Annotated in this window: 20 protein-coding genes, 1 tRNA gene and 1 pseudogene; 10 read left to right on the forward strand and 12 right to left on the reverse strand. The window is 65.6% G+C overall.

The window, feature by feature from the left end; all coding sequences use genetic code 11:
* The 3 genes from ACILRA_RS04245 to ACILRA_RS04255 all read right to left on the reverse strand — a co-directional run.
* Positions 1–318: hypothetical protein (locus ACILRA_RS04245; protein ID WP_395660847.1), on the reverse strand; the 318-nt coding region annotated here is incomplete at its 3' end.
* 1 nt (position 319) lies between these two features.
* The gene (locus ACILRA_RS04250) at positions 320–1273 is read right to left on the reverse strand and encodes an aminotransferase class IV (protein WP_395660848.1); all 954 of its coding nucleotides are present in this window, start codon (positions 1271–1273) and stop codon (positions 320–322) included.
* A gap of 833 nt (positions 1274–2106) precedes the next feature.
* On the reverse strand, positions 2107–2385 hold the full coding sequence (locus tag ACILRA_RS04255; protein WP_395660849.1) for a DUF1153 domain-containing protein: 279 nt from the start codon (positions 2383–2385) through the stop codon (positions 2107–2109).
* Positions 2386–2627: 242 nt separating this feature from the next.
* Here ACILRA_RS04255 and mnmA point away from each other — a divergent pair, with 242 nt between their 5' ends.
* The 3 genes from mnmA (at position 2628) to ACILRA_RS04270 (ending at position 4832) form a co-directional block, all read left to right on the forward strand.
* A complete protein-coding gene (mnmA, locus tag ACILRA_RS04260) occupies positions 2628–3779 on the forward strand; it encodes a tRNA 2-thiouridine(34) synthase MnmA (RefSeq protein ID WP_395660850.1) in 1152 nt (383 codons plus the stop codon).
* 134 nt (positions 3780–3913) lie between these two features.
* The gene (locus ACILRA_RS04265) at positions 3914–4717 is read left to right on the forward strand and encodes a CDP-alcohol phosphatidyltransferase family protein (RefSeq protein WP_395660851.1); all 804 of its coding nucleotides are present in this window, start codon (positions 3914–3916) and stop codon (positions 4715–4717) included.
* Between the two features lie 38 nt (positions 4718–4755).
* Positions 4756–4832: transfer RNA gene (locus ACILRA_RS04270), tRNA-Met, on the forward strand.
* Between the two features lie 30 nt (positions 4833–4862).
* Here the strand turns inward: ACILRA_RS04270 and ACILRA_RS04275 are convergent.
* Positions 4863–5711, reverse strand: a complete 849-nt coding sequence (locus ACILRA_RS04275) for a MurR/RpiR family transcriptional regulator (RefSeq protein ID WP_395660852.1) — start codon at positions 5709–5711, stop codon at positions 4863–4865.
* Positions 5712–5815: 104 nt separating this feature from the next.
* Between ACILRA_RS04275 and ACILRA_RS04280 the strand changes: the two genes are divergently transcribed.
* From ACILRA_RS04280 to ade, 5 genes are read left to right on the forward strand one after another with little or no spacing between them, the layout of a single operon-like run.
* The gene (locus tag ACILRA_RS04280) at positions 5816–6553 is read left to right on the forward strand and encodes a 5-formyltetrahydrofolate cyclo-ligase (protein WP_395660853.1); all 738 of its coding nucleotides are present in this window, start codon (positions 5816–5818) and stop codon (positions 6551–6553) included.
* Between the two features lie 34 nt (positions 6554–6587).
* On the forward strand, positions 6588–7562 hold the full coding sequence (locus tag ACILRA_RS04285) for an ABC transporter substrate-binding protein (RefSeq protein WP_395660854.1): 975 nt from the start codon (positions 6588–6590) through the stop codon (positions 7560–7562).
* On the forward strand, positions 7562–8332 hold the full coding sequence (locus ACILRA_RS04290) for an ABC transporter ATP-binding protein (protein ID WP_395660855.1): 771 nt from the start codon (positions 7562–7564) through the stop codon (positions 8330–8332). Before ACILRA_RS04285 ends, ACILRA_RS04290 begins: the two co-directional genes overlap by 1 nt.
* Positions 8322–9890 carry an ABC transporter permease gene (locus ACILRA_RS04295; protein ID WP_395660856.1) on the forward strand — a complete coding sequence of 523 codons (1569 nt, stop codon included), beginning with the start codon at positions 8322–8324 and terminating at the stop codon, positions 9888–9890. Before ACILRA_RS04290 ends, ACILRA_RS04295 begins: the two co-directional genes overlap by 11 nt.
* Positions 9891–9895: 5 nt before the next feature.
* Positions 9896–11590: an adenine deaminase gene (gene ade / locus ACILRA_RS04300; RefSeq protein WP_395660857.1), complete on the forward strand. Its 1695-nt coding sequence runs from the start codon at positions 9896–9898 to the stop codon at positions 11588–11590.
* 42 nt (positions 11591–11632) lie between these two features.
* Here the strand turns inward: ade and ACILRA_RS04305 are convergent, their stop codons facing one another.
* Entirely contained in the window at positions 11633–13693 is a 2061-nt protein-coding gene (locus ACILRA_RS04305; RefSeq protein ID WP_395660858.1) for an FAD-dependent oxidoreductase, read from the reverse strand.
* Positions 13694–14062: 369 nt separating this feature from the next.
* On the opposite strand from ACILRA_RS04305, the gene ACILRA_RS04310 reads away from it, so the two are divergent.
* Complete coding sequence (locus ACILRA_RS04310) at positions 14063–14251, forward strand: hypothetical protein (RefSeq protein WP_395660859.1); 189 nt, start codon at positions 14063–14065, stop codon at positions 14249–14251.
* A gap of 6 nt (positions 14252–14257) precedes the next feature.
* Here the strand turns inward: ACILRA_RS04310 and ACILRA_RS04315 are convergent, their stop codons facing one another.
* The 4 genes from ACILRA_RS04315 to ACILRA_RS04330 all read right to left on the reverse strand — a co-directional run bounded on the left by ACILRA_RS04315 (position 14258) and on the right by ACILRA_RS04330 (position 20729).
* Positions 14258–16294, reverse strand: a complete 2037-nt coding sequence (locus ACILRA_RS04315) for an FAD-dependent oxidoreductase (protein ID WP_395660860.1) — start codon at positions 16292–16294, stop codon at positions 14258–14260.
* Positions 16295–16369: 75 nt separating this feature from the next.
* Positions 16370–16726: an ArsR/SmtB family transcription factor gene (locus tag ACILRA_RS04320; RefSeq protein ID WP_395660861.1), complete on the reverse strand. Its 357-nt coding sequence runs from the start codon at positions 16724–16726 to the stop codon at positions 16370–16372.
* Between the two features lie 182 nt (positions 16727–16908).
* Positions 16909–19605 (reverse strand): hypothetical protein, encoded by a 2697-nt coding sequence (locus ACILRA_RS04325; RefSeq protein WP_395660862.1) that lies wholly within the window; start codon positions 19603–19605, stop codon positions 16909–16911.
* Positions 19602–20729, reverse strand: a complete 1128-nt coding sequence (locus tag ACILRA_RS04330) for an exonuclease SbcCD subunit D (RefSeq protein WP_395660863.1) — start codon at positions 20727–20729, stop codon at positions 19602–19604. The genes ACILRA_RS04325 and ACILRA_RS04330 overlap by 4 nt, the downstream gene beginning before the upstream one ends.
* Positions 20730–20835: 106 nt before the next feature.
* Here ACILRA_RS04330 and ACILRA_RS04335 point away from each other — a divergent pair, with 106 nt between their 5' ends.
* The gene (locus ACILRA_RS04335; RefSeq protein ID WP_395660864.1) at positions 20836–21258 is read left to right on the forward strand and encodes a YccF domain-containing protein; all 423 of its coding nucleotides are present in this window, start codon (positions 20836–20838) and stop codon (positions 21256–21258) included.
* A 620-nt stretch (positions 21259–21878) separates the two neighbouring features.
* On the opposite strand, the pseudogene ACILRA_RS04340 reads toward ACILRA_RS04335, so the two are convergent.
* The 3 genes and pseudogenes from ACILRA_RS04340 to ACILRA_RS04350 form a co-directional block, all read right to left on the reverse strand.
* Positions 21879–22986, reverse strand: a pseudogene (locus tag ACILRA_RS04340) (mandelate racemase/muconate lactonizing enzyme family protein).
* Between the two features lie 10 nt (positions 22987–22996).
* Positions 22997–24169 (reverse strand): mannonate dehydratase, encoded by a 1173-nt coding sequence (uxuA, locus tag ACILRA_RS04345; RefSeq protein WP_395660865.1) that lies wholly within the window; start codon positions 24167–24169, stop codon positions 22997–22999.
* On the reverse strand, positions 24166–25096 hold a 931-nt coding region (locus ACILRA_RS04350; protein WP_395660866.1), incomplete at its 5' end, for a mannitol dehydrogenase family protein. The genes uxuA and ACILRA_RS04350, both read right to left, overlap by 4 nt.

The raw sequence follows: 25096 nt of genomic DNA on the forward strand, positions 1-25096 counted from the left end.
CGGCGCGCGGATGAGGAAGGCGTTGGTGAGGCCCTTGATCCAGGCGCGGTCATAACCTTTCAGCATGTGGTGGGTCATGTGCTTCTGGTAGAAGACGGGTTTCTCCGCAGGGCCTAAGCACTTGGCGACGAGGCTGTTCCAGCCGCTGTCTCCGCTCGCGATGATCTCGTCGCGCATCGGGTGGTCATTGCCGTGGTGGACGAGCGAGAAGGCGTAGAAGGGCTCGTCCCAGGCGACGCAGTCAGGCCGGTTGCCGAAGGAATACATCATGGCGGTGGAGATGTTGCGGGGGCCGGACCACATGGCGAGGTTGGTCATGTCAGAGGCTCCTCCGCGCATCCTTGAGGCAGAGTTCCTTGTAGGCGGCTGACAGCCTTTGCGAGATGGGGCCCGCACCTGACCAGTCTTCCGTCGACATCGGGTGGCGCACGGGGCGGCCGTCGATGATCCGTACCGGGATCAATCCGGCGAAGGTGCCGGTGACGAAGGCTTCATCCGCGCCATAGACGTCATAGAGCGAGAACTGCTTTTCGAAGACGGGAATGCCGAGATCCTTCGCCAGCCGGATCATGTTGCCGCGCGTGATGCCGGGGATGCAGTATTGGCCGGACGACGTCCACAGCTCGCCCCGGCGGACGATGAAGAAGTGGGTGGAGTTGCAGGTGGCGACGAAGCCGAGCGGATCAAGCATCAGGGCTTCGTCCGCCCCCGCATTCGCGGCCTGGATGCAGGCGGTGATGCAGTTGAGCTTGGAATGCGAGTTGAGCTTCTGGTCCTGCACGTCCGGCGCACCGCGATGAACGTGGACGGTGTGCAGCGCGAGGCCCTTCGCTGACTTTTCCGGATTGGGCGATTTGTATTCGGGGATGATGACGATGGTGGGCTTGCCGATCGTCACGCGCGGGTCCTGATAGGGGGTGGCCTTGACGCCGCGGGTGACCATGAGGCGGATGTGGACGCCGTCTTCCATTTTGTTGGCGTCGAGGCAGTCGAAGAGGCGGGTGACCAGCTCGGTGGGTGTGAGGCCGATGTCCATGAAAATGGCCTTCGCACCCTCGTAGAGCCGCTCAACGTGTTCGCGAAGAAAGGGGACGCCGCCCTTGACCAGGCGCAGGCCCTCCCACACGCCGTCTCCTAAGATGAAGCCGGAATCGAAGACGGAAATCATGGCCTCGGCGCGGGGCATGAGCTTGCCGTTGACGGAGATGAGGATGTTCAGGTTGCGCGGGTCGATCTTCGCATCGTGGATGTTGGTCTGCATGTCGGGCTGCATGGGGGCGGCGGTCTCCGGTGGACTTGGGCGCTGTTTAGCCTGCCGGATGGATTGATGCATCTGTTTCGCGACCTGACCGCTGCCCAAGGCCGTCATCCTGGCGAAAGCCGGGATCCAGCTTGCCTGTGGCGGCCAAAGCTGGATTCCGGCTTTCGCCGGAATGACGGAGCTTTTGGATGTTGGCGCCAGAGCCTGTGTGCCCTGAGGCGCTCGTCATGAGGCTACGTCATTCCACCTTGGTTCGTCATCCCGGCGGAGGCCGGGATCCAGCTTGCCTGTGGCGGCCAAAGCTGGATTCCGGCCTTCGCCGGAATGACGGAGCTTTTGGATGTTGGCGCCAGCGCCTGTGCGTTCTGGGGCGCTCGTCATGAGGCTACGTCATTCCACCTTGGTTCGTCATCCCGGCGAAGGCCGGGATCCAGCTTCCCTGTGTCGGCCAAAGCTGGATTCCGGCTTTCGCCGGAATGACGGAGCTTTTGGATGTTGGCGGCAGAGCCTGTGTGCCCTGAGGTGCTTGTCATGTGTGACGTCATTCCACCTTGGTTCGTCATTCCGGCGAAGGCCGGGATCCAGCTTCCTTGTGGTGGCCAAAGCTGGATTCCGGCTTTCGCCGGAATGACGGAGCTTTTGGATGTTGGCGCCAGAGCCTGTGGGTCCTGAGGAGCTGCTGCTGCCATATTGCGGCTGCGGGTAGAAGCGTGGAAGCGATCAGAAGCGGATTTGCGGACGCACCCCCTCACCCCGGCCCTCTCCCCCTGCGGGGGCGAGGGGGAAAGATGAAAGGGGCCGGACGTGGTGCCCGGCCCCTTTGCAATTGCCCTTTTCGGGCGAACTCAATTCGCGCGGTAGTCCTGGATGCGGGTGGTCCGCAAACCGGCCAGACCGTGGCGGTCGATCGACCGCTGCCAGCTCAAATATTCCTCGACGGTGAGGACGTACCTGTCGCAGGCCTCTTCCAAACTCAACAAACCGCCGCGGACGGCCGCGACCACCTCCGCCTTGCGGCGGATGACCCAGCGCTGGTTACCCGGCGGGGGCAGGTCGGCGACTGTCAGCGGACTGCCATCCGGACCGATGACGTAGTTTACGCGAGTACGCAACTGACCGTTCATGAACGCAACTCAACCCATACACAGCAACTCACTGGACCTCACCCTAGTTCGGGCCCATTAAAATTCGCCTAAGTACACATGAAGATTTCGCAAATCCGGCCGGGCAACGGTGCCATTTCAGCACAGGCCGGTTTACAAGGCGGCGGGAAACGCCCATCTAGCGGGAAGGTCCGTGGTTTCCTTCTTCCGCGTGGCAGCGAGGGGGAAGGGAAAAAGTGGGTTGGTGACTTGAAGAAAGAAACATGATCGGACAGGCCCTCATCGACAGCGTTCGCGAGACGGTCGGCATCGCCGGAGACCCGTCGGCGATCCGCGTGGTCTGCGCCATGTCGGGCGGGGTTGATTCCACTGTCACGGCCGCGTTGCTGAAGCATGCGGGGTTCGATGTCGTGGGCATCACGCTGCAGCTCTACGACCATGGCGAGGCGGTGCGGCGCAAGGGTGCCTGCTGTGCCGGGCAGGACATCCACGACGCCCGGCGCGCCGCTGCGGCCCTCGACATTCCGCATTACGTGCTCGACTTCGAATCGCGCTTCAAGGAGGCGGTGATCGATGAGTTCGTGACGAGCTACCTTGCGGGCGAAACACCCATTCCGTGCGTTACCTGCAACCGCACGGTGAAGTTTGCCGACCTGCTCGAGCGCTCCCGCGCGCTTGACGCGGCGGCGCTGGCGACGGGCCATTATGTCGAAAGCCGCGCCCGGCCCGGCGGATCTGGCAGGCGCGACATGTTCACGCCCGCAGATCTTGCCCGCGACCAGAGCTATTTCCTCTTCGCCACCACCCAGACGCAGCTCGACTACCTGCGCTTTCCGCTGGGCGCCCTCGGCAAGGCCGAGACGCGCGCCATTGCGGCCTCATTGGGCCTCGGCGTGGCCGACAAGCCGGACAGCCAGGACATCTGCTTCGTGCCGGAGGGCCGCTATGCCGACCTCATCCTGAAGCTCAGGCCGGAGGGCGCGGAGCCGGGCGAGATCGTGGATATGGCGGGCCAGGTGCTGGGCCCCCACGACGGCATCATCCACTATACGATTGGCCAGCGCCGCGGTCTCGGCATCGCGGGTGGCGAGCCGCTCTATGTGGTGCGAATCGAGGCCGCCAGCCGCCGCGTGATCGTGGGCCCGCGCGCGGCGCTGAAGCAGACGGACATTCGCGTATCCGGCCTCAACTGGCTGGGCGACCTCCCGCTGGGGGAGGAGCCGCAGCCCGTCCATGCCAGGATCCGCTCGGCCAGGCCGCCTGTGCCGGCGGAGATCCGGCTTGCCGATGGGGCGCCCGTGGTCACCATCAGCGGCGGGGAATATGGGGTCTCGCCCGGCCAGGCCTGCGTGCTCTATGCGGGCGAGGGGGCAGGCCAGCGCGTCCTCGGCGGAGGGTTCATCGCGCGGGCCTGAGGCCCGGTTTCGCGGGTGTCGTTGGCCCATGCCAGGCTGGACCAGCACTCACGCCCAGACCACCGCCGTGCACGCCATTTGCCTTCATCCCCCAGCTTTCATATAGTCAGGCTTCATGTGGGAGTAACCGTCTCTTGGCCAAGATCAACCTGCATCCCAACATCGACCGAGATGTGAAGCGGGGTGTGGCATGGGCTGTCCATGCCTTCACCACCTGCGGGATCGTCCTGGGCTTCCTGGCGCTGGTGGCGGTGCTGAAGAACGATCCGGTCGCCGCCTTCATGTGGCTGGGCCTCGCGCTGTTCGTGGACGGGGTGGACGGCACACTCGCCCGCAAGGCGCGGGTGCTCGAATACACTCCCAATGTGGACGGGCGCACCCTCGACAACGTGATCGACTTCTTCACCTATGTGGCCGTGCCTGCCCTCATGGTCTACTGGTTCAACATGACGCCGGTGGAGTTCATCTTCTCCGGCCAGACCTGGAGCCTGATCTCGGCGGCGGCCATCATGGCGGTGTCCTGCTACACCTTCGCCAATGTGGGCATGAAGTCGGACGACTATTATTTCGTGGGCTTCCCGGCGCTGTGGAACGTCGTGGTGCTGTATTTCTTCGTGCTGCAGACGGGGCCCTTGACCAATCTCATCACCGTCGCCGTGCTCTGCGTGCTGACCTTCGTGCCCATCAAGTTCGTGCACCCCTTGAGGGTCACCGACTGGCGCGAGATCACCATTCCGCTGACGGTGTTGTGGGCGGCCATGTCGCTCTCCCTCATCATCCAGGCCAAGGACCGCAGCGGCTGGGGCCTCGTCGAGGACATCCAGCTCTGGGTGTGGGTTGCCGCCAGCATCTATTTCCTGTTCATCTCGCTCTGGCGCACCTTCATCAAGAAGGACCCGGAAAGCGAGCCCCAACAGGAACCTGGCGAGGCGGCTTGACTTCCGCCAGCGCCTTTCCCTATAAGCCCGCCGTGTCTGGCGGGGTAGCTCAGTTGGTTAGAGCACGGGAATCATAATCCTGGGGTCGGGGGTTCAACTCCCTCTCCCGCTACCACTTCTCTCAATTCGTCTTTGACTGGACCGGCTATTCGGTGTCGTCCAGTTCCTCGTGGATCTCGGCGATGAGATCGAGGCGCTGGCCGGCGCGATCGCCGAGGCGCTCGGCGAGGGACATGGCGAGTAGCTGCACTGCGCTGGCCATGGCCGTGTAGGACGGCCCGAGCCCGTGGCTTGCCACGTGGCAGGGCAGGATGGCGCTGGCGAATTTGCGGGCCCAGAGCCCGCTCATCTGGTCGGTGAGCACGATGATGTTGACGCGCGTGGTCCGCGCATAGTCGAGGATCGGGCGCAGCAGGCGCGGCCTTGGCTTCAGGGTGACGACAACCAGCGCATCGCGCGGGCCCATCATGGCGAGGTCCTCGGCCCAGGAGGCCTGGTGGAGGCCGATCTGCATGACGTCATGGCGCAGGCGTGAGACGAGCAGCCGGCCCAGCCGTGCAATGCCTTCCTCCGGTCCGAAGCCGAGGAACCACACCCGCGGCGCATCCTTGAGCAGGCCGGCGGCCTGGTGGAGGCGTTCCGAGCTCAGCTCCTCGAAGGTGCGCGTCAGGTTGGAGATTTCGAGATCGAGATGGGCGCCGATCGACTTGCCCAGATGGGGTTCCTTCCGGTCACCCAGGGAGTAGCGGTATGGCTCCGTGCGGTTGCGCTCCTCGCGGGACTGCTCGCGCACCTCGTTGAAGTCGGAATAGCCGAGGCTTCTGAACAGCCGCGCCGCGGTGGCCTTGGAGACATCGGCGAGTTCGGCCATCTCGGTGGCCGAAAAGGTGAGGATATCGTCCTTGCGCTCCAGGATGAGGCGCGCCAGCTTCTGCTCTGCCGGGGAGAGGCGGTCGAAACGTTCCTGGATGCGCAAGCTGAGGCGGACGGACATGTGCCCTCATTGGCGGTGAACAGCGTTAACTTTCCAGATGACAGCTGCCAAGATATGTGAAACCATCGTTTCAATAAACAGAAACATTGAAACAAGGGCAGACCGTGTCGAACTCCAAGATCATCCGGCAGCGCATCTGGAGCAAGCTGCATGAGGTCGCGAAGCCGGATACCCGCTTTCACCTGAATTTCAACGAAGTGATTCCGGACTTCGAAGGCTCTGAGCTGGCCACCAGCCGCATCGTGGAGATGCCGGCCTACAAGGCTTGCAGGAATGCCTTCATCACGCCCGACAACTGCCTTGTGGACCTGCGCCGCCGGATGATCGAGGCGGGCATTCCCTTCGTCATGTCAACCTATGGCATCTACCGCGGGTTCCTTCTGTTCGAACCCGGCATGGTGCCCAAGGGGGCCGAACTCTATGCCGCATGGCTTGATGGCATGGAGCACTTTGCCCGGCCCATCTCGCTGGCCGAGGTCGCCCGCCGCGGACGCTTCGACCTGATGGTGACGGGTGCATCCGCCGTGTCGATGGACGGCGTGCGCTTCGGCAAGGGCCATGGGTTCTTCGATCTTGAATGGGGAATGTTCACCGATCTCGGAATCGTGGATGAGGCGACGCCGGTCGTGGCCATCGTCCATGATGTCCAGGTGGTGGAGGACAAGCTCCATCCGAGTGCCACCGACATCCTGGTGGACTATATCGCCACTCCAAGCCGGTTTATAACGGTAGAGCGGCGCGCCAAACGGCCCCGTGGCGTGAAATGGGAGTTACTGGAGCCAGAACAGATCGCCGCGACGCCGCCCCTGCAGGAGCTGAGGCGGATAAAGGGCATCGGATAAGTTATACAAGAATTCCAAATCCCAGGAGGACGACATGAGACTTGCCATTGACCGCCGGAAGTTCCTGAAGCTGAGCGCTGCCGCATCGGCCGCTGCAACGCTGGGCGGGCGCGCCGCCAGCGCGGGAACACCCATGACCATGCAGGCAGCGTGGATCAACGATGCCGAGTTCGCGGGCTATTTCGCGGCCATCGACAAGGGCTACTACAGTGCCGAGGGGATGGACCTTACCTATCTGCCGGGCGGGCCGGACGTGATCCCCGAGAGCACCATCATCGCCGGGAAGGCCGATCTTGCCCTGACCACGCCCGACACGACGATCAAGGCCATCTCGGAGCAGGGCGCCAAGTTCAAGATCATCGGCGCGCAATACCAGAAGAACCCGATCGGGATCGTGTCGCTCGCCTCGAAGCCCATCAAGACGCCGCAGGACCTGGTTGGCAAGACGCTGGCGGTGCCGCCGGTGAACGTGATCTCGGTCGAGGCGATGCTGAAGCTCAACAACATCGACAAGGCGCAGGTCAACATCGTGCCCTACGCCTATGATCCCACACCGCTCATCAAGGGCGAGATCGACGCCTCGCTGGACTTCACCACCAACGTGCCCTTCACCATCAAGCAGGCCGGTCCCGAGGCCGTGTCCTTCCTGCTCTATGACTTCGGCTTCACCATCTTCAACGACACGGTGGTGGTGACGGAAGACACGCTCAATGCCAAGCGCAAGGAGCTGGTGTCCTGGCTGCGCGCCAGCCGCAAGGGCTGGGACGAGAACTTCGTCGACCCCGCCGCCTTCCCGCCCATGTGGGCCGACACCTGGTTCAAGGGCACGGGCCGCACGGTCGAGAACGAGATCTACTTCAACACCGCGCAAAAGCCGCTGATGGTGAATGATGGCGGGATCTTCGCGATGTCGGAAGAGTCGATCGAGAAGAACATCAAGGCCCTGAGCGAGGTTGGCATCAAGGCAACCAGGGACATGTTCGACACCACACTCCTTGCGGAGATCTGATGGCGGGCGACCGGAGCATAAGCCTCCGGCAGGTCAGCAAGAGCTTCAGCGCGCGCGGTGAACGTTTCACCGCGCTCGACTCCGTCTCGCTGGACTGCGCGCCCGGCTCCTTCACTGCGCTGATCGGGCCTTCGGGCTGCGGCAAGTCAACGCTGCTGCGGCTGGCGCTCGGCCTCGAGGCGCCCGATTCGGGCACCGCCCTGATCGGCGGTGAGGCGCCGGGCGTGGCTGCGGCGTCGGGCACCACAGGCGTTGCCTTCCAGGACTCAGCGCTTCTGCCCTGGCGCAGCGTTGAATCCAACATCGCACTCCCGCTCGACGTTCTGGGAAAGAGCCGTGCTGCACATGCGGCGCGCATCGCGGAACTGATCGCGCTGGTGGGGCTCAAGGGTTTCGAGAAGTCGCTGCCGGGCGAGCTTTCGGGCGGCATGCGCCAGCGCGTCTCGATCGCGCGGGCCCTCGTCACCTCTCCCGGCGTCTTGTTCCTCGACGAGCCCTTCGGCGCCCTCGACCAGATCCTGCGCCGCCAGATGAACATCGAGCTGCAGCGCGTCTGGTCCGAGTCACGCGCGACCACGCTGCTGGTGACGCATGGCATCGACGAGGCGGTCTTCCTCGCCGACCGCATCGCGGTCATGAGAAGCAAGCCGGGCCGGATCGCCACCGTGATCGACGTTCCCTTTCCGCGGCCGCGGGAGAAGAGCCTGTTCACCGAGCCCGCCTTCCACGCGCTCAACGACGCGGTGGCCCGCGCACTTCATGGCGCGTGAGGCCCACCGCCTGGCCTGGGTCCGCAACCTCGTGGTGTTGCTGGCCGTGTGGGAACTGGCGGGGCGCTATGAACTGGTGGCCTCGGGCGCACTGCCCGCCCCCAGCGCCATACTGGCCCAGCTGTGGGCCGACAGGGGCGATTACCCGCCGCATGTGCTGGCGACGCTCAAGGCCAGCTTTCTCGGTTTCGTCATCGGCAATGCCGTGGCCATCATCGCGGGCGCGCTCTTCGTGCTCTCACCCCTGCTGCTGCGGCTGTTCCGCGGCGTGAACATCGCCATCTTCGCGCTGCCGCCGATTGCCATTTCGCCGGTGCTGGTGCTGACCTTCTCCGGCATGACGCCGCGCGTCATCCTTGCAGCACTTGGCTGCTATTTCGCCACCATGACCGCGACCGTGCTCGGCCTGTCACAGACGGACCAGCGCAGCATCGACCTCGTCAGGGCCTATGGCGGCGGCCGCTGGGATGCGCTGCGGCTGGTCCAGTGGCGGAGCGCGCTGCCCGCGGTGCTTGGCGGCTTCCGCGTTGCCGCACCCGCGGCCGTTCTCGGCGCCATCCTGGCGGAGTTTGGCGGCGGCGGCCGCTTCGGGCTTGGTACCTATCTTCTGGGCTCGCTCGGCCGGGGCGATCCGGCGCGGCTGTGGGGCATCGGCCTGATGGCGACGCTGATTGCCGGGCTGGCCTATGCCGCTTTCTCGGTGATCGGCGCGCGGGTGACGGGTGCGGCGCGCGCGGTGACGATCCCGGCTGCAGCACCTGCCGCAGCGGAGCCTGGCGGGGGCCTGCCGCGCCGCCTCGCGATGATGCTGGCCGCAGCACTGCTGCCGCTGGCGCTGTGGTGGCTGTTGCTCGCCTGGCTGGCGGTGCCCGAGATGATCGCCAAGACGCCGCTGGGCGTTGCCCAGTATCTCTTTGCCATGCCCGCCTCGGCGGAGGCGCAGGCGCGGCTGATGGCGGCGCTGGCGGAAACCGTGCCGATCACGCTCATGGGGCTGGCGGCGGGCCTGGCTTTCGCCTTCCTGCTGGCGGTCGTCTGCGATGCCATGCCGGCGCTTGCCCGCAGCCTCATGCCGGTGGCGCTCGTCACCCAGACCATGCCGCTGGTGGCGCTGACGCCGCTTCTCGTTCTCATGCTGGGGCGCGGCACGGCGCTGACACTCTGGGTGACGATCTCGGTGACCTTCTTTCCTGCCTTCGTCACCATCGCGCAGGGCATGACGATGGTGCCGCGCGCCGCGCTGGACCTGCCGCGCGCCTATGGCGCATCACGCTGGCAGGCGCTGCGCCTCGTCTCCATACCGGCATCGCTGCCCTATCTCTTCGCCGCAGCCCGGCTGGCGGCGCCGCGCGCCTTGCTCGGCGTCATGATCGCGGAATGGCTGGCCACCGGAAAGGGCCTCGGCAATTTGCTGAACCAGAGCCGGGGCTATCTCGACTATGGTATGATCTGGACGGTGGCCGCCGTGTCGGTGCTGATCGCCGTCGCCTTTCATCAATGTGTGGTCATGATTGAACGCTGGGTCCTGCCGCGGCTCGGCATGAGAACCACGGAGTAAGTCTGATGAGCACAAATCTTCAGCGCGCCATCCTTCAGGGCCAGGGACGCGAACCCGCCGACCTCGTGCTCAAGGGTGGACGGTTCCTCGACCTGGTGAGTGGTGATCTTGTCCTGTCCGACATCGCGATCACCGGTGACCGCATCAGCGGGACATTCGGCGAATATGCCGGCCGCCGCGAGATCGACATCACCGGCAAGACGGTGGTTCCGGGTTTCATCGATACCCATCTCCACATCGAATCCTCGCTGGTAACGCCGCTCGAATTCGACCGCTGCGTGCTGCGCCACGGCGTTACCACCGCGATCTGCGACCCGCATGAAATCGCCAATGTGCTGGGCGCTGAGGGCATCCGCTTCTTCCTGGAGAGCGCGATGGCCACCGTCATGGACCTGCGCGTGCAGCTGTCGAGCTGCGTTCCCGCCACCCACCTCGAGACCTCGGGCGCTGCTCTTGCAGCCTCCGACCTCGCACCCTTCATGGATCACCCCAAGGTGATCGGCCTTGCCGAGTTCATGAATTTTCCCGGCGTTCTGGGGCTCGATCCCGGCGCGCTGGAGAAGATCGCGCTGTTCGCCGGCCGCCACATCGACGGGCATGCGCCGCTTCTGCGCGGCATGGCGCTCAACGGCTATCTGGCCGCGGGCATCCGCACCGACCACGAGACGACGAGTGCCGCCGAGGCGCTGGAGAAGCTGTCCAAGGGCATGCATATCCTGATCCGCGAGGGCTCCGTGTCGAAGGACCTGCACGCCCTGATCCCGATCATGACGGAGCGCAACTCGGCCTTCATCGCGCTGTGCACGGATGACCGCAATCCGCTCGACATCGCCGAGGAGGGCCACCTCGACTTCATGATCCGCACCGCCATCGCCGAAGCTGTTGACCCGCTGACGGCCTACCGCGCGGCAAGCATTTCGGCTGCGCGCGCCTTCCGGCTTCATGACCGCGGCCTGGTGGCGCCCGGCTGGCGCGCCGATCTCGCCGTGCTTGACGATTTCGAGGCTTGCCGGGTGGCGCAGGTGATCTCGGCCGGGCGGCTGGTGACGGATGCGCTCTTCGATGCGCGGCCGGCGGTCAGGCCGGTTGGCTATGGAAGCGTCAAGGCCTCTGCCGTCACACCGGAGGATTTCCGCATCACTGGCGATGGCAAGGCCTTTCCGGTGATCGGCGTGCTGCCCGGCAAGATCATCACGGAGCATCTCAAGATGGACCTTCCGGCGCGCGATGGCCTCGTCCAGTGCGATGCGGCGCAGGATGCGATCAAGGTGGCCGTGGTGGAGCGCCACGGCATCAACGGCAATATCGGCCGCGGCTTCGTCAATGGCTTCGGGCTCCGGCATGGCGCCATCGGCTCGACCGTCGGGCATGACAGCCACAACATCTGCGTCGTCGGCGTGGCGGACGCCGACATGGCGTTTGCCGTCAACCACCTGCGCGAGATGGGCGGCGGCTTCGTGGTCGTGCGGGACGGCCGCGTGCTGGCCGAATTGTCATTGCCGATCGCCGGGTTGATGAGCGATGAGCGCTTCGAGACGGTGCGTGACGGGCTCATCCCCCTGCGCGAGGCGGCAAGGTCGCTCGGCACCGTCCTGCAGGAACCCTTCCTGCATGTCGCCTTCCTGCCTCTCCCCGTGATCCCGCATCTGAAGATCAGTGACCGCGGGCTGGTCGACGTGGACAGCTTCTGCCTGTTGTGACGGGGCAGGGATTTATCGTTGCCCGGCTCGCTGCTGAGCTGTTCACGCAAGCCCTCGCGCAAGATCAATTGCTGACCCGCTTGCCGGAGGGCGCTCGCGCCGGGGTGCGGCGGGTGGCTCCGTGCCGAGCTCGCGCGCGAAGCGGTGGGCTGAGTAGACGGCATCGGCGACAGATGAGGGCTGCAGGCAGTCGCCCACGCGGTGAAGCCCGAAGGCATGTGCAGTAGCTGAGAGTTCGCGGTGGAGACGGTCCTCCGGGAGGCGTCCGGTGACGAGGACCAGCGTGCCGCAGGGCAGGCCGCTTTCTTGGCCGGAGGCGGTACAGGCAAGCTGCAGGCTGTCCTTTTCATGCCCCAGCAGCAGGCGGTTGGGCGCGAAGCTCACGCCCAAGTCATGGAGCCTTGTGTGCAGGAAGGCGATCTCGTCAGTCATCGCCGTCCAGCTCGAGACGGAGGCGTGGGGGGTCACCACGGTCACGGTGTGGCCGGCGCGGGCGAAGCGTTCCGCCAGCGCGCCGCCCATAAAGTAATGATCGTCGTCGTAGATCACCACATGGCCGCTCACCTGCTGGCCGGCGAAGACATCATCGGGCGTCAGGGCTGAGGGCAGGGCAAGTGCGGCCAGGCCGGTGACGCCGATGCCGTCCCGCCGCCAGCGCGCGCCGGTGGCTAGCACCACGTGATCGCTGCCGAAGGCTTCAACATCCGCCGCCGTCATCTCGCTCGCCGGGAAGACGGTGACGTTGGGCAGTTTCGCGATCATGTGCTGGCGCCAGTCACGCACGCGGATCCAGGTGGCGAGGCCGGGAAGGGTGCTCTCATGCAGGAGGCGGCCACCAAGCTTCGGCGCGCGCTCGGCCAGCGTCACCTCGAGGCCGCGGCGGCCGAGGCTCAGCGCCGCCTCGAGGCCGGCGGGGCCCGCACCCACCACCAGCGCCTTCTCGCGGCGGGGATAGGCGGCGATGCGCTCCGGGTGCCAGCCGCGGCGCCATTCCTCGGCAATCGTCGGGTTCTGGGTGCAGCGCAGGTGTGCGGCCTCGTTGTTGGCGGCGCGGCAGATGTTGCAGCCGATGCATTCGCGGATCTCGTCCTCGCGGCCATCACGGATCTTGGCGGGCAGGAAGGGATCCGCGATCGAGGGGCGTGCTGCGCCGATGAAGTCCTGGATGCCGCGGCGGATCTGGCTCACCATCACATCGGGCGAGGTGAAGCGGCCGACCGAAACGACGGGCTTGGTGGTGAGGTGCTTGACGAAGGCCACATGCGGCTCCTGGTAGCCCTCGCCGCTGAAGCGCGCCGACTTGCTGTCATTGCCGAGCGCGCCTGAGACGTTCACGTCCCAGAGGTCCGGCAGTTCGGCCAGCATGGCGATGACATCGCGCCCCTCGGCCTCCGAGGTGATGCCGGACGGGCCGCTCAACTCATCCACCGCCAGGCGGACGGCAACGGCGCAGCTGCTGCCCACCGCCTCCTTCGTGTCCTCGATCATCTCGCGCAGCAGGCGCACCCGGTTCTCGAGGCTGCCGCCATAGGCATCGCCGCGCTGGTTGTAGCGGCGCGACAGGAACTGGAAGGGCAGGTAGTCATGCCCGGCATAGACATAGACGATGTCGAAGCCGGCGCGCTGCGCCCGTTCGGCTGCCGCGCGCTGCCAGCCGCGGAAGGCCTTGATGTCGGCCTCGTCCATGGCGCGCGCCGTTGTCGGCAGGTGGTACATGGCGGGAACCGCCGACGGGGCAAGCCCGGGGAGCCGCGTCATGCGGTTGGCGGCATGGGAGCCCCCGTGCCAAAGCTCGACGCCAGCCAGGCTCCCGTGGGCGTGGATGGCCTCTGCCGTGTGCGCGAGCGCCTTGACGTCGTCCTCGTCCCACAGGGTGAGGTAGCCGAAGGGTGAATCATCCGAGGACGGATGAATGGAGCAATACTCGGTGCACACCACGCCCCAGCCACCCTCCGCCTTGATGCCGCGCAGCGCCGCCCCGGCCTGCGGCCGCTGCCAGCCGAGGCCTGTTGCATGCGGGGTCTGGTAGAAGCGGTTCGGCGCGGTGACGGGACCGATCTTCACCGGTTCGAAGAGAATGTCGTAGCGGCTGTCCCGGGGCATCGTGGTTTTCCGTTATTGAATGGCTGTACAATAAATAAGGGAAGAAAGCGCGGTCAATGGGCGACGATGACCGTGAAGCCTGATGATTGACGCTGTTTCCAGATTTCCTATACGTATGTTCAACAACAGGGGTCGTTCATGGTGGCCGTGCGCAGGGCGCGTCCGAACATGCCGAAGACAACGGCGCGGTCCAGATCTGAGCGCATGACGCCGGGCTTGCGGCGTGACGGTGGACAGCGACGAGGCCGCCACCATCCTCATCTCGCTGGCCGCCGTGCTGGCCTGCGGGTGAGCACGGGTTTGATCTGCATCATCGGCAGCAAGTCCGTAGCTCGGGTAGTGTTGCGGCACCGAGGGAGGATCGCTGCCATGCTGAACACACGCTACAGGAAGCTCACCGGGCTTCATGCCGGCCATGTCTATGAGGTCAAGGCCCCGGCGAACGAGATGGACGCGCCCATGCGGTGGTCGCTGCAGAGCGAGACGGACGCCGAGCAGAAGCTCATCGTTGCAGAAGATGAGCTCTCCAACCCGTCGCGCTGGCAGCCGGTTGGCTGAGCCCTCTCAGACGTCCTTCATGAGCCGCAGCGCATCGTAGATCGCGGCGTGGGTGTTGCGCGCGGCAACGGCGTCGCCGATGCGGTAGAGGCGGAAGCCTGGGGGTCCGCCGTTCATGGCCTGCGGGCGGCCGTCGATCAGCGCGTCGTAGTCGACGGCGCCGAGATTCTCCGACAATGGCTTCAGCGCGAAATAGAGATCGGCCAGGGGCTGGGTGCCGTGGTTCACCACGATCTGGTCGACATGGCGTTCCTGGCGGAGGCTTGCCAAATAGTCCGAGCCGACGATGGCCTTGAGGCGGTTGCCATCGCGCTCGGCCGCGATGAGCTTGTAGGTGACGGTGAAGGTGACTGCCTTGTCCTGCAGGGCCCGCATATAGGGCACGAGGTTCATGCCCATGACTTCGGGCGCGAAGCTGCGGTCGGGCGTCATGATCTCGACGGTTGATCCGGCATCGGCGAGGAACTGCGCGGCCTGCATTGCCGTGTGGTCGCCCGCATCGTCGAACAGCAGCACATTGGCGCCGGGCTTCACATCGCCCGAGAGGATGTCCCAGGCGGAGACGGTGAGGTCGTTGCCGGCCTCGAGCACATCTTTTTCGGCCAGTCCGCCGGTGGCGATGATGACGACGGCGGGGTTTTCCGCCAGCACGTCGGATGCCTCGGCATAGGTGTTGAAGCGGAACTCGACATCACGCGCGGCGCATTGCGCCATGCGCCAGTCGATGATGCCGATCATCTCCGCGCGCCGCTTGGTCATGGCGGTGAGGCGGATCTGCCCGCCGGGTACGGCCGCCGCCTCGAAGACGGTGACGCGGTGGCCGCGCTCGGCAGCGACGCGTGCTGCCTCGAGCCCTGCTGGCCCTGCGCCAACCACAACCACGCGCTGTCTTTCGGTAGCGGGGGTGATGACATGGGGCATCGTCTCCTCGCGTCCTGTTGCCGGGTTGTGGATGCACAGCGCCATGGCGCCCTGATAGATGCGGTCAAGGCAATATGTGGCGCCCACGCAGGGGCGGATGTCCTGCTCGCGGCCCTCCATGATCTTTCGCACGATGTGCGGGTCCGCCATGTGGGCGCGCGTCATGCCGACCATGTCGAGCTGGCCCGTGGCAATGGCGTGGCGCGCGGTGGCGACATCGGGAATGCGCGCCGCGTGGAAGGTGGGCATGCCGACTTGCGCGCGGATGTGGCCCGCGAAATCGAGATGCGGGGCAGAGCGCATGCCCTGTACCGGAATGACGCCGGTGAGTGCTGCATCCGTATGAATGCGGCCCCTGATGATGTTGAGGAAGTCGACAAGCCCCGAAGCGTTGAAGCGGCGTGCCATCTCCACGCCGTCGTCCACGCTGATGCCGCCCTTCTCCTCCTCGTCCGCGGTGTAGCGCACGCCCAGCAGGAAGTCCGGGCCGACGCGCTTGCGGCAGGCGGCGAGAACATCCATGGCGAAGCGCAGGCGGTTGTCGAAGCTGCCGCCGTAAGGATGGGCCAGCGTGTTGGTAAGCGGGCTTGCGAACTGGTCCATCAAATGGCCGTAGCACTCGAACTCCACGCCATCGAGTCCTGCCGCCTTCATCCGCTCGGCGGCATCGGCATAGTCCTCGATGATGCGGGCGATGTCCCAGTCTTCGATGATTTTCGGGAAGGCGCGGTGGGCGGGCTCGCGCGCGGGGCCAGCGGCAACCACGGGCAGCCAGTCGCCCTTGTCCCAGCGCGTGCGGCGGCCGAGATGGGTGAGCTGGATCATCACCGCAGCACCTGCCTCATGGCAATCATCGGTGAGGCGCTTCATCCAGCCCACCACCTCGTCCTTGTAGGCGAGGATGTTGTTGAAGACGGGTGGACTGTCCTTCGAGACGGCGGCGGAGCCCGCCGTCATGGTGAGTGCCACGCCGGCCTTCGCCCGCTCCAGGTGATAGAGGCGGTAGCGGTCCTTCGGCATGCCGTCTTCAGGGTAGGCGGGCTCATGACTCGTCGTCATGATCCGGTTGCGCAGCGTGAGGTGCTTCAGCTGATAGGGCTGCAGCAGCGGATCTTTGGACATGGAAGGCCTTGGCTGATGGCGCGAGGGCTGCTTCATCGGCGAAACGCCCCGCAGCGTCAAGCGCTGCCGCAGGCTTCAGTGCTTGCGGCGGGGCGCCTTGCGCCTGGGCGCGCAGAACAGGGCCTGCAGAGTCCCGATCAATGTCTTCACCTCGTCGCTGGCGAGGGAATAATAGATGTTGCGGCCCTCGCGCCGCGTGGTCACCAGCCCGTCGAGGCGCAGCCTCGACAGCTGCTGGGAGACGGCAGCCTGCGCCATCTCCATGCTGTCCTCGATCTCGGTGACGGACTTCTCCCCCTCCACAAGAAGGCAGAGCATGAGAAGGCGGCTTTCGTGGGTGAGCGCCTTCAGGAATTCACTGGCCTTCCGGGCCTGGTCTCGCGCATCCTTGCGTTTCTTTGCCGTGGCGGTGGAAAATTCAAGAAAGCTCATGTCCTGTCCCAAGTCGTCATCAAACGAAAACCTCAATTGCATAATTATTTCCGGTTCGCAATCCTAGGGTGGCGTCTGGGTCTTGACAGTCAGCCGGGCGTTGCAGGCTAGACCGGGCGGCTTCGTCAATCTTGCGTTGCTGTGCGTGTTTATCCGGACCGGATGGATAAGCTGTTGAGAGATCACGATGAGGCGGTATCGGCTGGATGATGTCCGGAGGCGATCCGCAGTTCCCGGCCGCCGAGCGAGGCGAAGGAGCGTGCGCGGCAGGTGAAGACGATGACCTGCTGGCGCCGGCCCGCGCGGTTGATGGCGTCGAACATCTGCTCGATGCGGGCGTCATCCGAGAACACCAGCGCATCGTCGAGGATCACGGGCACATCCTCGCCGCGCTCGCAGATCATGGCGCCCATGGCGAGCCGCACCAGCACCGCGATCTGCTCCTGCGTGCCAAGCGACAGGCGTCCGAAAGCTTCACCCTGCGGGCCTGAGCGGGTGAGGGCCGAAATCTCGAAATCATCTCCCAGCACGATCCCGGCTTTCGGGAAGACATCGCTGAGGAAGGGTGTCAGGTGCCGGAGCAATGGCGCGTTCAACTGCTCGCGGCGGCGCGCATAGCAGGACTCGACCGTGGTTTTCAGAAGCTTCAGGACCTCTACCCGCTCGGTGAGGCGGTGGGTTTCGGCGGCCGCCATGCCGTGCTGGAGGCGGAGCGTGGTGGCGATCTCGCCCAGGCCCTCGCCGCCCGAGATCTGCACCTCGCCTTCGAGCCGCGCGATCGATTGGCGGAGGTCGTCGCGTGTCCGGCGCTGGCTTTCGAGAGCGGCGGTGAAGCGGTCGACGCGGGCCTGCTGGCGCTCGGCCTCGTCGGGTGCGGGGGCGCTGGCCCGGCCCTGTTCGAGTGCGGCCGCCTTCACGCGATGCGCCTCGCGGCGGTGGATGAGCTCTTGCTCACAGGCGGCGATGAGGGATTGGCGGGTGCCGTCCGGCAGCAGGGCAAGGGCCGACTGCAGGCGCGCGTCGATCTCTGCCTTCTGCCCGTTGAGCGTGCCGCGCGTGCTGGCGAGTGCCGTCAGCGTATCCTTGTGTGCGCTGATCTGCGCATCAAGTGAGGAGCGTTCGGCGCGCAGCGCACTGCGGCGCTCGGCCAGCGATTGCCGCTCCGCAGCGATCGGTTCAGCGGCGGGAAGCGGCCCCGTTCCCTGAGGCAGGATGCGCTGGGCCTCGGCGGCAATTGCGGCAATGGCCGTGGAGAGCCTGTCGATCTCGGAGGAGACATCGTCCTTCAGCCCAAGCGCGCTGCGCTCCGCGCGGATGTCGCGTGCGGCATTCTCCAGCGTGACGCGCTCGGCGTGGCGCTGGCGCAACTCAGCAGGCGTGGCCACGGCGTGGCGCGCGAGGAGCGCGTTGAGCCGGGCGCGCTCCCGCGCGAGGCCTGCACTTGCGGCATCAAGCGCGTCGGCGGGCGGCGACACGGTGATCGACACGTCAGGCCCCACAGCGATGGTGAGCGCTTCGGTGACGGGACGCGCCGCCGTGCCATCGACCGCCTCGCCATTGAGTGTGACGCCCAAGCCCAGCTTCGCCTGAATGGTGACGCGCGCCGCGCCGGCTTCGAGCGCTGCGCGGATGCGGGCCTCCTCCCGCTCGATCGCTTCGAGGGATTTGATGACGGCATCATCGATGGTGGCGAGCTTGAGGGCTGCCTCGCTGGCGGCGGCGCGCTGGCGGAAATCGTCAAGCTGCTGGAGGCGTGCCGCGAGTTCCGCCTTGCGGGCGAGCTTCTGCGACAGGGCGTCGAGCCGCTGCAACTCAGCCTCGCGCGCATCAATCGCGGCCAGCGCGTCTTCGATACGCGCGCGTTCGGCATTGGCTTGCCTGAGCGCCGTGGCGGTCGCTTCGTCCTGCGTATCGAGCGGGGCAAGGCCGTCTGATATAAGCTTCAGGCGCTCACGCTGGTCATCGATGGTGGCGGCCTGAGCCTGCAGGGACGTCAGCTTCTCCTGCTGCGCCTCGCAGAGTTGGAAAGCCTGGCGCTCCTCACCCGTGAGGCGCCGGATCTCGCCTTCGGCCTTCACCGCTTCGCCGAGCTTGCGGCTTGCCTCTGCCAGCTGATCCTCGAGGGACTTGAGGGCGGCGGGATCGCTGGCCTGCCTGTATTGGCGGCGCAGCGCATCCAGCTCATCGAGCTTACCGCGGAGCGCCTCGAGGCGGGTGTCCGCGTCCATAAGCTCAGCCGACAGCTTCTGGCTTGCCTTCGCTGCATCATCGAGGGGGCCGCGCGCCTTTGGCTGTCCACGTTCCGTCACGTAGCGGGCCAGTTCCTCGTTGACGGTGTTGAGCAGAAGCCGCGCGCGCTCGCCGCCCACCAGCGTTCCCACCTCCTGCTGGATCACGGCGTTGAGCACGTTCCTGGCGCCCTCCGACGGGTCCGGCGTCTGGAAGGATTGGCCCTGCGCCACCCACAGCACGCCGAAGGCTGCTTCATCGAGCGCGCGCGCCGAGCGCTGCTCGATGCCGAGAAGCCTCCAGACTTCCTCATCGGCTTCGGCATTGCGTGCCGTCTCCACGCCATCGCAGATAAGGCTTGCGGACTTGCTGCGCACGAAAGACTTGCGGATCTCGTAAGCCTTGCCGCCCTTCTCGAAACCAACCGTGATGCTGACGGGAAGCGACAGGCCCTCGGTGGCGAGTGACGCGACATCCTTGCCAGTGGTGTTGTGGCGCTCGAACAGGCAGGTGCGGATGGCGCGGAACAGCGTCGACTTTCCCGCCTCGTTGCCAGCGGAGAGAATGTTGACGCCAGGGCCGAAGCCATCGACCCGCACCAGCGTGCCGAAGCGGCCGCAGCCTTCCAGCGTGACATGGGTGAGCTTCATGCGGCCTGCCCCTTGGCATCCTTCGTCATGACGAAGAGCTGCACCAGCGCCTCCCCGGCGCGGCGGCGCTCAGCAGCACTGGAGGCGGGGTTTTCCGCTTCGGCCTTCAGCAGCTCCGCTGCCTCGCGCAGCACGCCCTGAAAATCGATCTGCGCGAAGTCATCATCCGTCGGGCGCAGGTGCAGGTCGTCGAGTCCGGCCTCGAGCCAGAACATGGCGGCCTCGAGGCTTGCGATCCTGTCCGACAATTCGGCGCGCGCGGTGAGGTCCAGCGTGCCCTTGATGGTGAGGCGCATGAGAAGGCGCGAGAGATCAGCCGGCGCGCGCAGGCGGGACTCGAGCCCGGCGAGATCATGCCCTCCCGACACATCCTCCTGCCGCGTGAGCCAGCGATAGGCGCCGGTGCGCAACTCGGTCACCGTGGGCGGTGCGCCGCGCGCAGGGATGTCGACAAGCAGAACCTGGCCCGTCTCCTGGCTGTTGAAGCGATCGGCTTCGGGTGTTCCGGCATACCAGGTTGATGGAGTGACCTTCATGGTGCGGTGCCAGTCGCCCAGTGCGAGGAAGTCGAGCCCGGCGCGTTTCGCCCGGTCCGCGGCGATGGGATTTTTTGCCTCGCCCTCGCTGCCGAAGCCCGTGACCGAGCCATGGGCGAGGCCGATGCGCATCAGCCCCTCCGCACTTGGCGCTTCGTCCATCCATTCGGTGAGGTCATTCACCTCGCTGCGGCGGCGCAGCGGGGCGGGCAAGAGCACGGCGTGCTCGCCCAATGCCGCCGGCTGTGCCGTAAGCTGGAAGACGACATTGGCGGGCAAGCCTTGCGCCGCCGCACGGTCCCACAACCCGTTGCCGCGATGATAGTCATGATTGCCCGGAATGATATGCCAGTTCACAGCGGGGAAGGCCCGCATGCGCTCAAGCGGCTCCTGCAGCGTCTTCTGGGCCGGGGCATCATTGTCATAGAGGTCGCCCGCCACCAGCACATGGGCAGCGCCTTCCTGCGCCGCCAGCCGCCCGATCGCCTCGATGGCGGAGAGCCGTGCCAGGCGCAGCACGCTGTCCTTCTCGCCGAAGTTGCGGAATGGCTTGCCGATCTGCCAGTCCGCCGTGTGAATGAATCGCATGGCTCAAGCATGGGAGTGTGGCTTGGTTCCGTCAACCTCGGGGGCAGGATTCCACTGGCGAAACCGGGCCGGTGTCCCCATATAAGGGCGGAAAGAGGAGGGCTGCATGTCTCTGCTGTTGAACATCATCTGGATCCTGCTGGGAGGCGCCTGGATGGCCTTTGGCTGGCTGATCGCGGCGGTCATCATGGCAATCACCATCGTGGGGATTCCCTGGGCCCGGGCCGCCGTCAACATCGCGCTCTATACGCTGATGCCCTTCGGCTATACCGCCGTGGCACGCGATCGCGCGACGGGGCAGGAGGACATCGGCACCGGTGTGCTGGGCGGCATCGGCAACATCCTCTGGCTGGTCTTCGCCGGCTGGTGGCTGGCGCTTGCCCATGTCATCACCGCGGTGATGCTGGCCGTCACCATCATCGGTATCCCCTTCGCCTGGGCGCACCTGAAACTCGCGGGGATCGCGCTGTGGCCCATCGGCAAGACCATCGTGCCGAAGGACCAGGCCATGCCCGGGCACAGGGTGTAAGTTACACCATTCCTCTCCCCTCCGGGGGAGAAGGCAGGGTGAGGGGGTTTGTCCGCGGGCCCGTCGCTTGAAGCGACAATCTGCGAAGGCTTCTGGAATTCGACTCGTGGAGAGACCCCCTCACCCCTCCCTCTCCCCCTGCGGGGGCGAGGGGGAAGAAGCTCACGCCGTGGGCCCGGGCCGCCGTCAACATCGCGCTCTGTACGCTGTGCCCATCGGCAAGACCATCGTGCCGAAGGATCAGGCCATGCCCGGGCACAGGGTGTGAGGGCTTTGTAAGATTGCCGTCATCCCGGCGAAGGCCGGGATCCAGCTTCCTTACTCACTATGTTTGTTGACACAAAGCTGGATCCCGGCCTTCGCCGGGATGACGGTGCTTTGGAGAAGGCACTGCCGCCCTTTCGCCTGGGCGCACCTGAAGCTCGCGGGGATCGCGCTGTGGCCCATCGGCAAGATCATCGTGCCTAAGGACCAAGCCATGCCCGGGCACCGGGTGTAAGGGCTTTGCAAGATTGCCGTCATCCCGGCGAAGGCCGGGATCCAGCTTCCTTACTCACAGTGCATGCTGACGCAAAGCTGGATCCCGGCCTTCGCCGGGATGACGTTGCTTTGAAGAAGGCTCAGGCGATCGAGAACGCCGAGCCCTCAACCGCAGCCTTCGCGATCGCGTCGAAATCCCACGCAATGCCAAGTCCCGGCGCGTCTGATGGGATGGCGTGGCCATCCTCGATCTTCATCGGTTCCGTCGTGAGGGAATCGATCTGCGGAATATATTCCACCCAGCGCGCATTGGGCACGGCGGCGCAGAGCGCCACGTGAAGCTCCATCAGGAAATGCGGGCAGACGGGCACGTTGAAGCACTCTGCGAGATGCGCGACCTTCAGCCAGGGCGTGATGCCGCCGATTCTCGCCACATCCACCTGCACGATGGAGCAGGCGCCGCGTTCCAGATATTCACGGAAGTGGAGGTGGCTGTAGAGGCTCTCGCCCACGGCAACGGGAATGGTCGTGCTCTGCGACAGGCGCACGTGGCCTGAGATGTCGTCCGCCGTCAGCGGCTCCTCGAACCAGGCGATGTCCAAGGGCGTCAGGCAGCGCGCGGCGGATGGCCTCGTCCACGGTGAAGCGCTGGTTGGCGTCCGTCATGATCTCGAAGGCGGGCCCCACGGCCTCACGCACCGCGGAAAGACGCGCGACATCTTCTGACACATGCGGGCGGCCGACTTTGATCTTCGAGCCGCCGAAGCCCTTGGCCTTGGCCTGCAGCGCGTCGTCAACCAGTTCTGCGGTATCGATGTGCAGCCAGCCGCCCTCTGTTGTGTAAAGCGGCACGCGTGACTGTGCGCCGCCGGCCATGCGGTGCAGGGGCTCGTTCATGCGGCGGCATTTCAGGTCCCAGAGCGCCGTGTCGATGGCGGCGAGTGCGAGCGAGGTGATGGCGCCCACGGTGGTGGCGTGGGTCAGGAAGAACAGATCGCGCCAGATCTTCTCGATCTCCAGCGCCTCGCGTCCGATCAGGGCTGGGCCCAGCGTGCGGCGGATCAGTTCCATGATGGAGGGGCCGCCGGTGCCGATCGTATAGCTGTAGCCGGTGCCCACCGCGCCATCCGCGTCATAGACGCGGATGATGGGCGTTTCCTGGCTCACGAAGGACTGGATCGCATCGGTGCGCTTCACCTTGGGCTTCAGGTCCACCATCAAGGCTTCGACGCGGGTGATCTTCGCCATGGCTTTCTCCTCAGCTCACGCGGCCGGCGCGGAAGGCATCCACCGTGCGCATGACGCCGCGCAGTTCGGCCAGGCCCTTGAGGCGGCCGATGCAGGAATAGCCGGGGTTCACCTTCTTTCCGATGTCGTCGACGATCAGGTGGCCGTGGTCGGGCCGCATGGGGATTTCGCGGTTCTCGCGCGTCTCGATCTCGCGAAGAGCGGCGATGACGCCGATCATGTCGGTGTCGCCGTCCAAATGTTCGGACTCGTAGAAGGACCCATCCGCATCGCGCGTGGTGTTGCGCAGATGCGCGAAGTGGATGCGGGGGCCGAAGGCCTTGGCCATTTGCACGAGATCGTTCGTGGGGTTCGCGCCATAGGAGCCGGTACAGAGGGTCACGCCATTGGCGGGGCTCGGCACGGCATCGAAGAGCTTCTGCGTGTCGGCTTGGGTCGAGTTCACGCGCGGCAGGCCGAAGAGGGGGAAGGGCGGATCATCCGGGTGGATGGCGAGTTTCACGCCCACCTCTTCCGCTGTGTCGGCGATGTCGCGCACGAAGAGGAAGAGGTGTTCGCGCAGGCCTTCGACGGTGAGGTCGCGGTATTCGTCGAGCTGGCGCAGGAAACTTTCGCGGCTGTAGACCGTCTCGCGTGCGGGCACCCAGTCGATGAGGTTGCGCTCGATCTCCGCCGCCTTGCTTTCGGGCCAGGAGGCCATACGCGTCTTCGCGGCCTTGATGCGCTCTGGCGGGTGGTCCGCTTCCGCATCGCGGCGCTTGAGGACCAGCACGTCATAGGCGCAGAAGTCGATGATGTCGAAGCGCAGCGCGGTTCCGCCATTGGGCAGCGGCCAGTCGAGGTCGGTGCGCGTCCAGTCGGTGATGGCCATGAAATTATAGCAGCACACCTTGATGCCGGCCTTCGCCACGGCGCGGATCGAGGCCTTGTGGTTGTCGATCTTCTGCCGGAAGCTGCCGGTGCGCGTCTTGATGTCTTCCGGCACGGCGATGCTCTCGACCACGTCCCAGCTGAGGCCGGCCTTCTCGATCATCGCCTTGCGGATGTTGACTTCCGACTCCGTCCAGGCCTGCCCGCGATTCATGTGGTGCAGGGCCGAAACGATGCCCACCGCACCCGCCTGCCGCACATGGGCGAGTGTGACGGGGTCATTGGGGCCGAACCAGCGCCAGGTCTGCTTCATCGATCAGTGCTCCGGAAAGTCGTGTAGGTGGCCTTGCTGCCGCGCGTGAACAGGCTGTCGAGGGCGGACGTGACAGCGGTGGTGAAGGTGGCATTGGCGGGAAGGTCGCGGCCGAAGATCTTCTCGACGGCGAGCAGGGCGGTGCTGAGCTGCGCGGCGTCACGGCCTGCCACATCGGCGCGGGCGCGCAGTTCATCGCGCAGGGGATCGCGCACGTCGATGGCGTGGCCCTTTTCATCGATGCCGGTGACATAGGCCATCCAGGCGGCAACGCCTAAGGCCAGGGCATCGATAGGTGCTCCCGCCTTCAGCCTGTCGCGGATGGTGCCGAGCAGGCGCTGCGGGAGTTTCTGCGAGCCATCCATGGCGATCTGCCAGGTGCGGTGGCGCAGGCCCGGATTGCGGAAGCGGCGGAGGAGGGCCTGCTTGTAGGACTCGATATCTGCGCCGGGCGGCACCATGAGTGTGGGCGTCACCTCCACATGCATGAGATGCGCGACGAATGCCGCGAGCGCCTGGTCCTGCATGCAGTCGGCGATGGTCTCGCGGCCTGCGAGATAGCCGAGATAGGACATGGAGGAATGTGCGCCGTTGAGCAGCCGCAGCTTCATCAGTTCGAAGGGCTTGATGTCGGTGACGAAGGTCGCGTCCCATGCCGGGCGGCCTTGCGGGAAATTGTCTTCGACCACCCAATTGTTGTAGGCCTCGGTGACGACGGGCCATGCATCCTCGAGCCCCGTTGTGGCGGCGATGCGGGCGCGGTCGGCATCCGTCGTTGCCGGCACGATGCGGTCCACCATGGTGGCGGGGAAGGCGACGTTCTCTGCCACGTAGCGCCCAAGCTCCGCGTTGCGAAGGCTTGCGAGGCGCGTGACCACCTTGGCGACGGTGCGGCCATTCTCCGGGAGATTGTCGCAGCACAGCACG

This window comes from Aestuariivirga sp., from assembly GCF_044239095.1.
GTDB lineage: Bacteria > Pseudomonadota > Alphaproteobacteria > Rhizobiales > Aestuariivirgaceae > Aestuariivirga.

Bases quoted from the DNA above. Each gene is read 5' to 3' on its own strand.
- uxuA (WP_395660865.1), bottom strand. From the start codon at position 24,169: ATGAAGCAGACCTGGCGCTGGTTCGGCCCCAATGACCCCGTCACACTC.
- ACILRA_RS04335 (WP_395660864.1), top strand. From the start codon at position 20,836: ATGTCTCTGCTGTTGAACATCATCTGGATCCTGCTGGGAGGCGCCTGG.
- ACILRA_RS04295 (WP_395660856.1), top strand. From the start codon at position 8,322: ATGGCGCGTGAGGCCCACCGCCTGGCCTGGGTCCGCAACCTCGTGGTG.
- ACILRA_RS04275 (WP_395660852.1), bottom strand. From the start codon at position 5,711: ATGTCCGTCCGCCTCAGCTTGCGCATCCAGGAACGTTTCGACCGCCTC.
- ACILRA_RS04310 (WP_395660859.1), top strand. From the start codon at position 14,063: ATGCTGAACACACGCTACAGGAAGCTCACCGGGCTTCATGCCGGCCAT.
- ade (WP_395660857.1), top strand. From the start codon at position 9,896: ATGAGCACAAATCTTCAGCGCGCCATCCTTCAGGGCCAGGGACGCGAA.
- ACILRA_RS04285 (WP_395660854.1), top strand. From the start codon at position 6,588: ATGAGACTTGCCATTGACCGCCGGAAGTTCCTGAAGCTGAGCGCTGCC.
- ACILRA_RS04325 (WP_395660862.1), bottom strand. From the start codon at position 19,605: ATGAAGCTCACCCATGTCACGCTGGAAGGCTGCGGCCGCTTCGGCACG.
- ACILRA_RS04255 (WP_395660849.1), bottom strand. From the start codon at position 2,385: ATGAACGGTCAGTTGCGTACTCGCGTAAACTACGTCATCGGTCCGGAT.
- ACILRA_RS04250 (WP_395660848.1), bottom strand. From the start codon at position 1,273: ATGCAGCCCGACATGCAGACCAACATCCACGATGCGAAGATCGACCCG.
- ACILRA_RS04320 (WP_395660861.1), bottom strand. From the start codon at position 16,726: ATGAGCTTTCTTGAATTTTCCACCGCCACGGCAAAGAAACGCAAGGAT.
- ACILRA_RS04315 (WP_395660860.1), bottom strand. From the start codon at position 16,294: ATGTCCAAAGATCCGCTGCTGCAGCCCTATCAGCTGAAGCACCTCACG.
- ACILRA_RS04290 (WP_395660855.1), top strand. From the start codon at position 7,562: ATGGCGGGCGACCGGAGCATAAGCCTCCGGCAGGTCAGCAAGAGCTTC.
- mnmA (WP_395660850.1), top strand. From the start codon at position 2,628: ATGATCGGACAGGCCCTCATCGACAGCGTTCGCGAGACGGTCGGCATC.
- ACILRA_RS04330 (WP_395660863.1), bottom strand. From the start codon at position 20,729: ATGCGATTCATTCACACGGCGGACTGGCAGATCGGCAAGCCATTCCGC.
- ACILRA_RS04305 (WP_395660858.1), bottom strand. From the start codon at position 13,693: ATGCCCCGGGACAGCCGCTACGACATTCTCTTCGAACCGGTGAAGATC.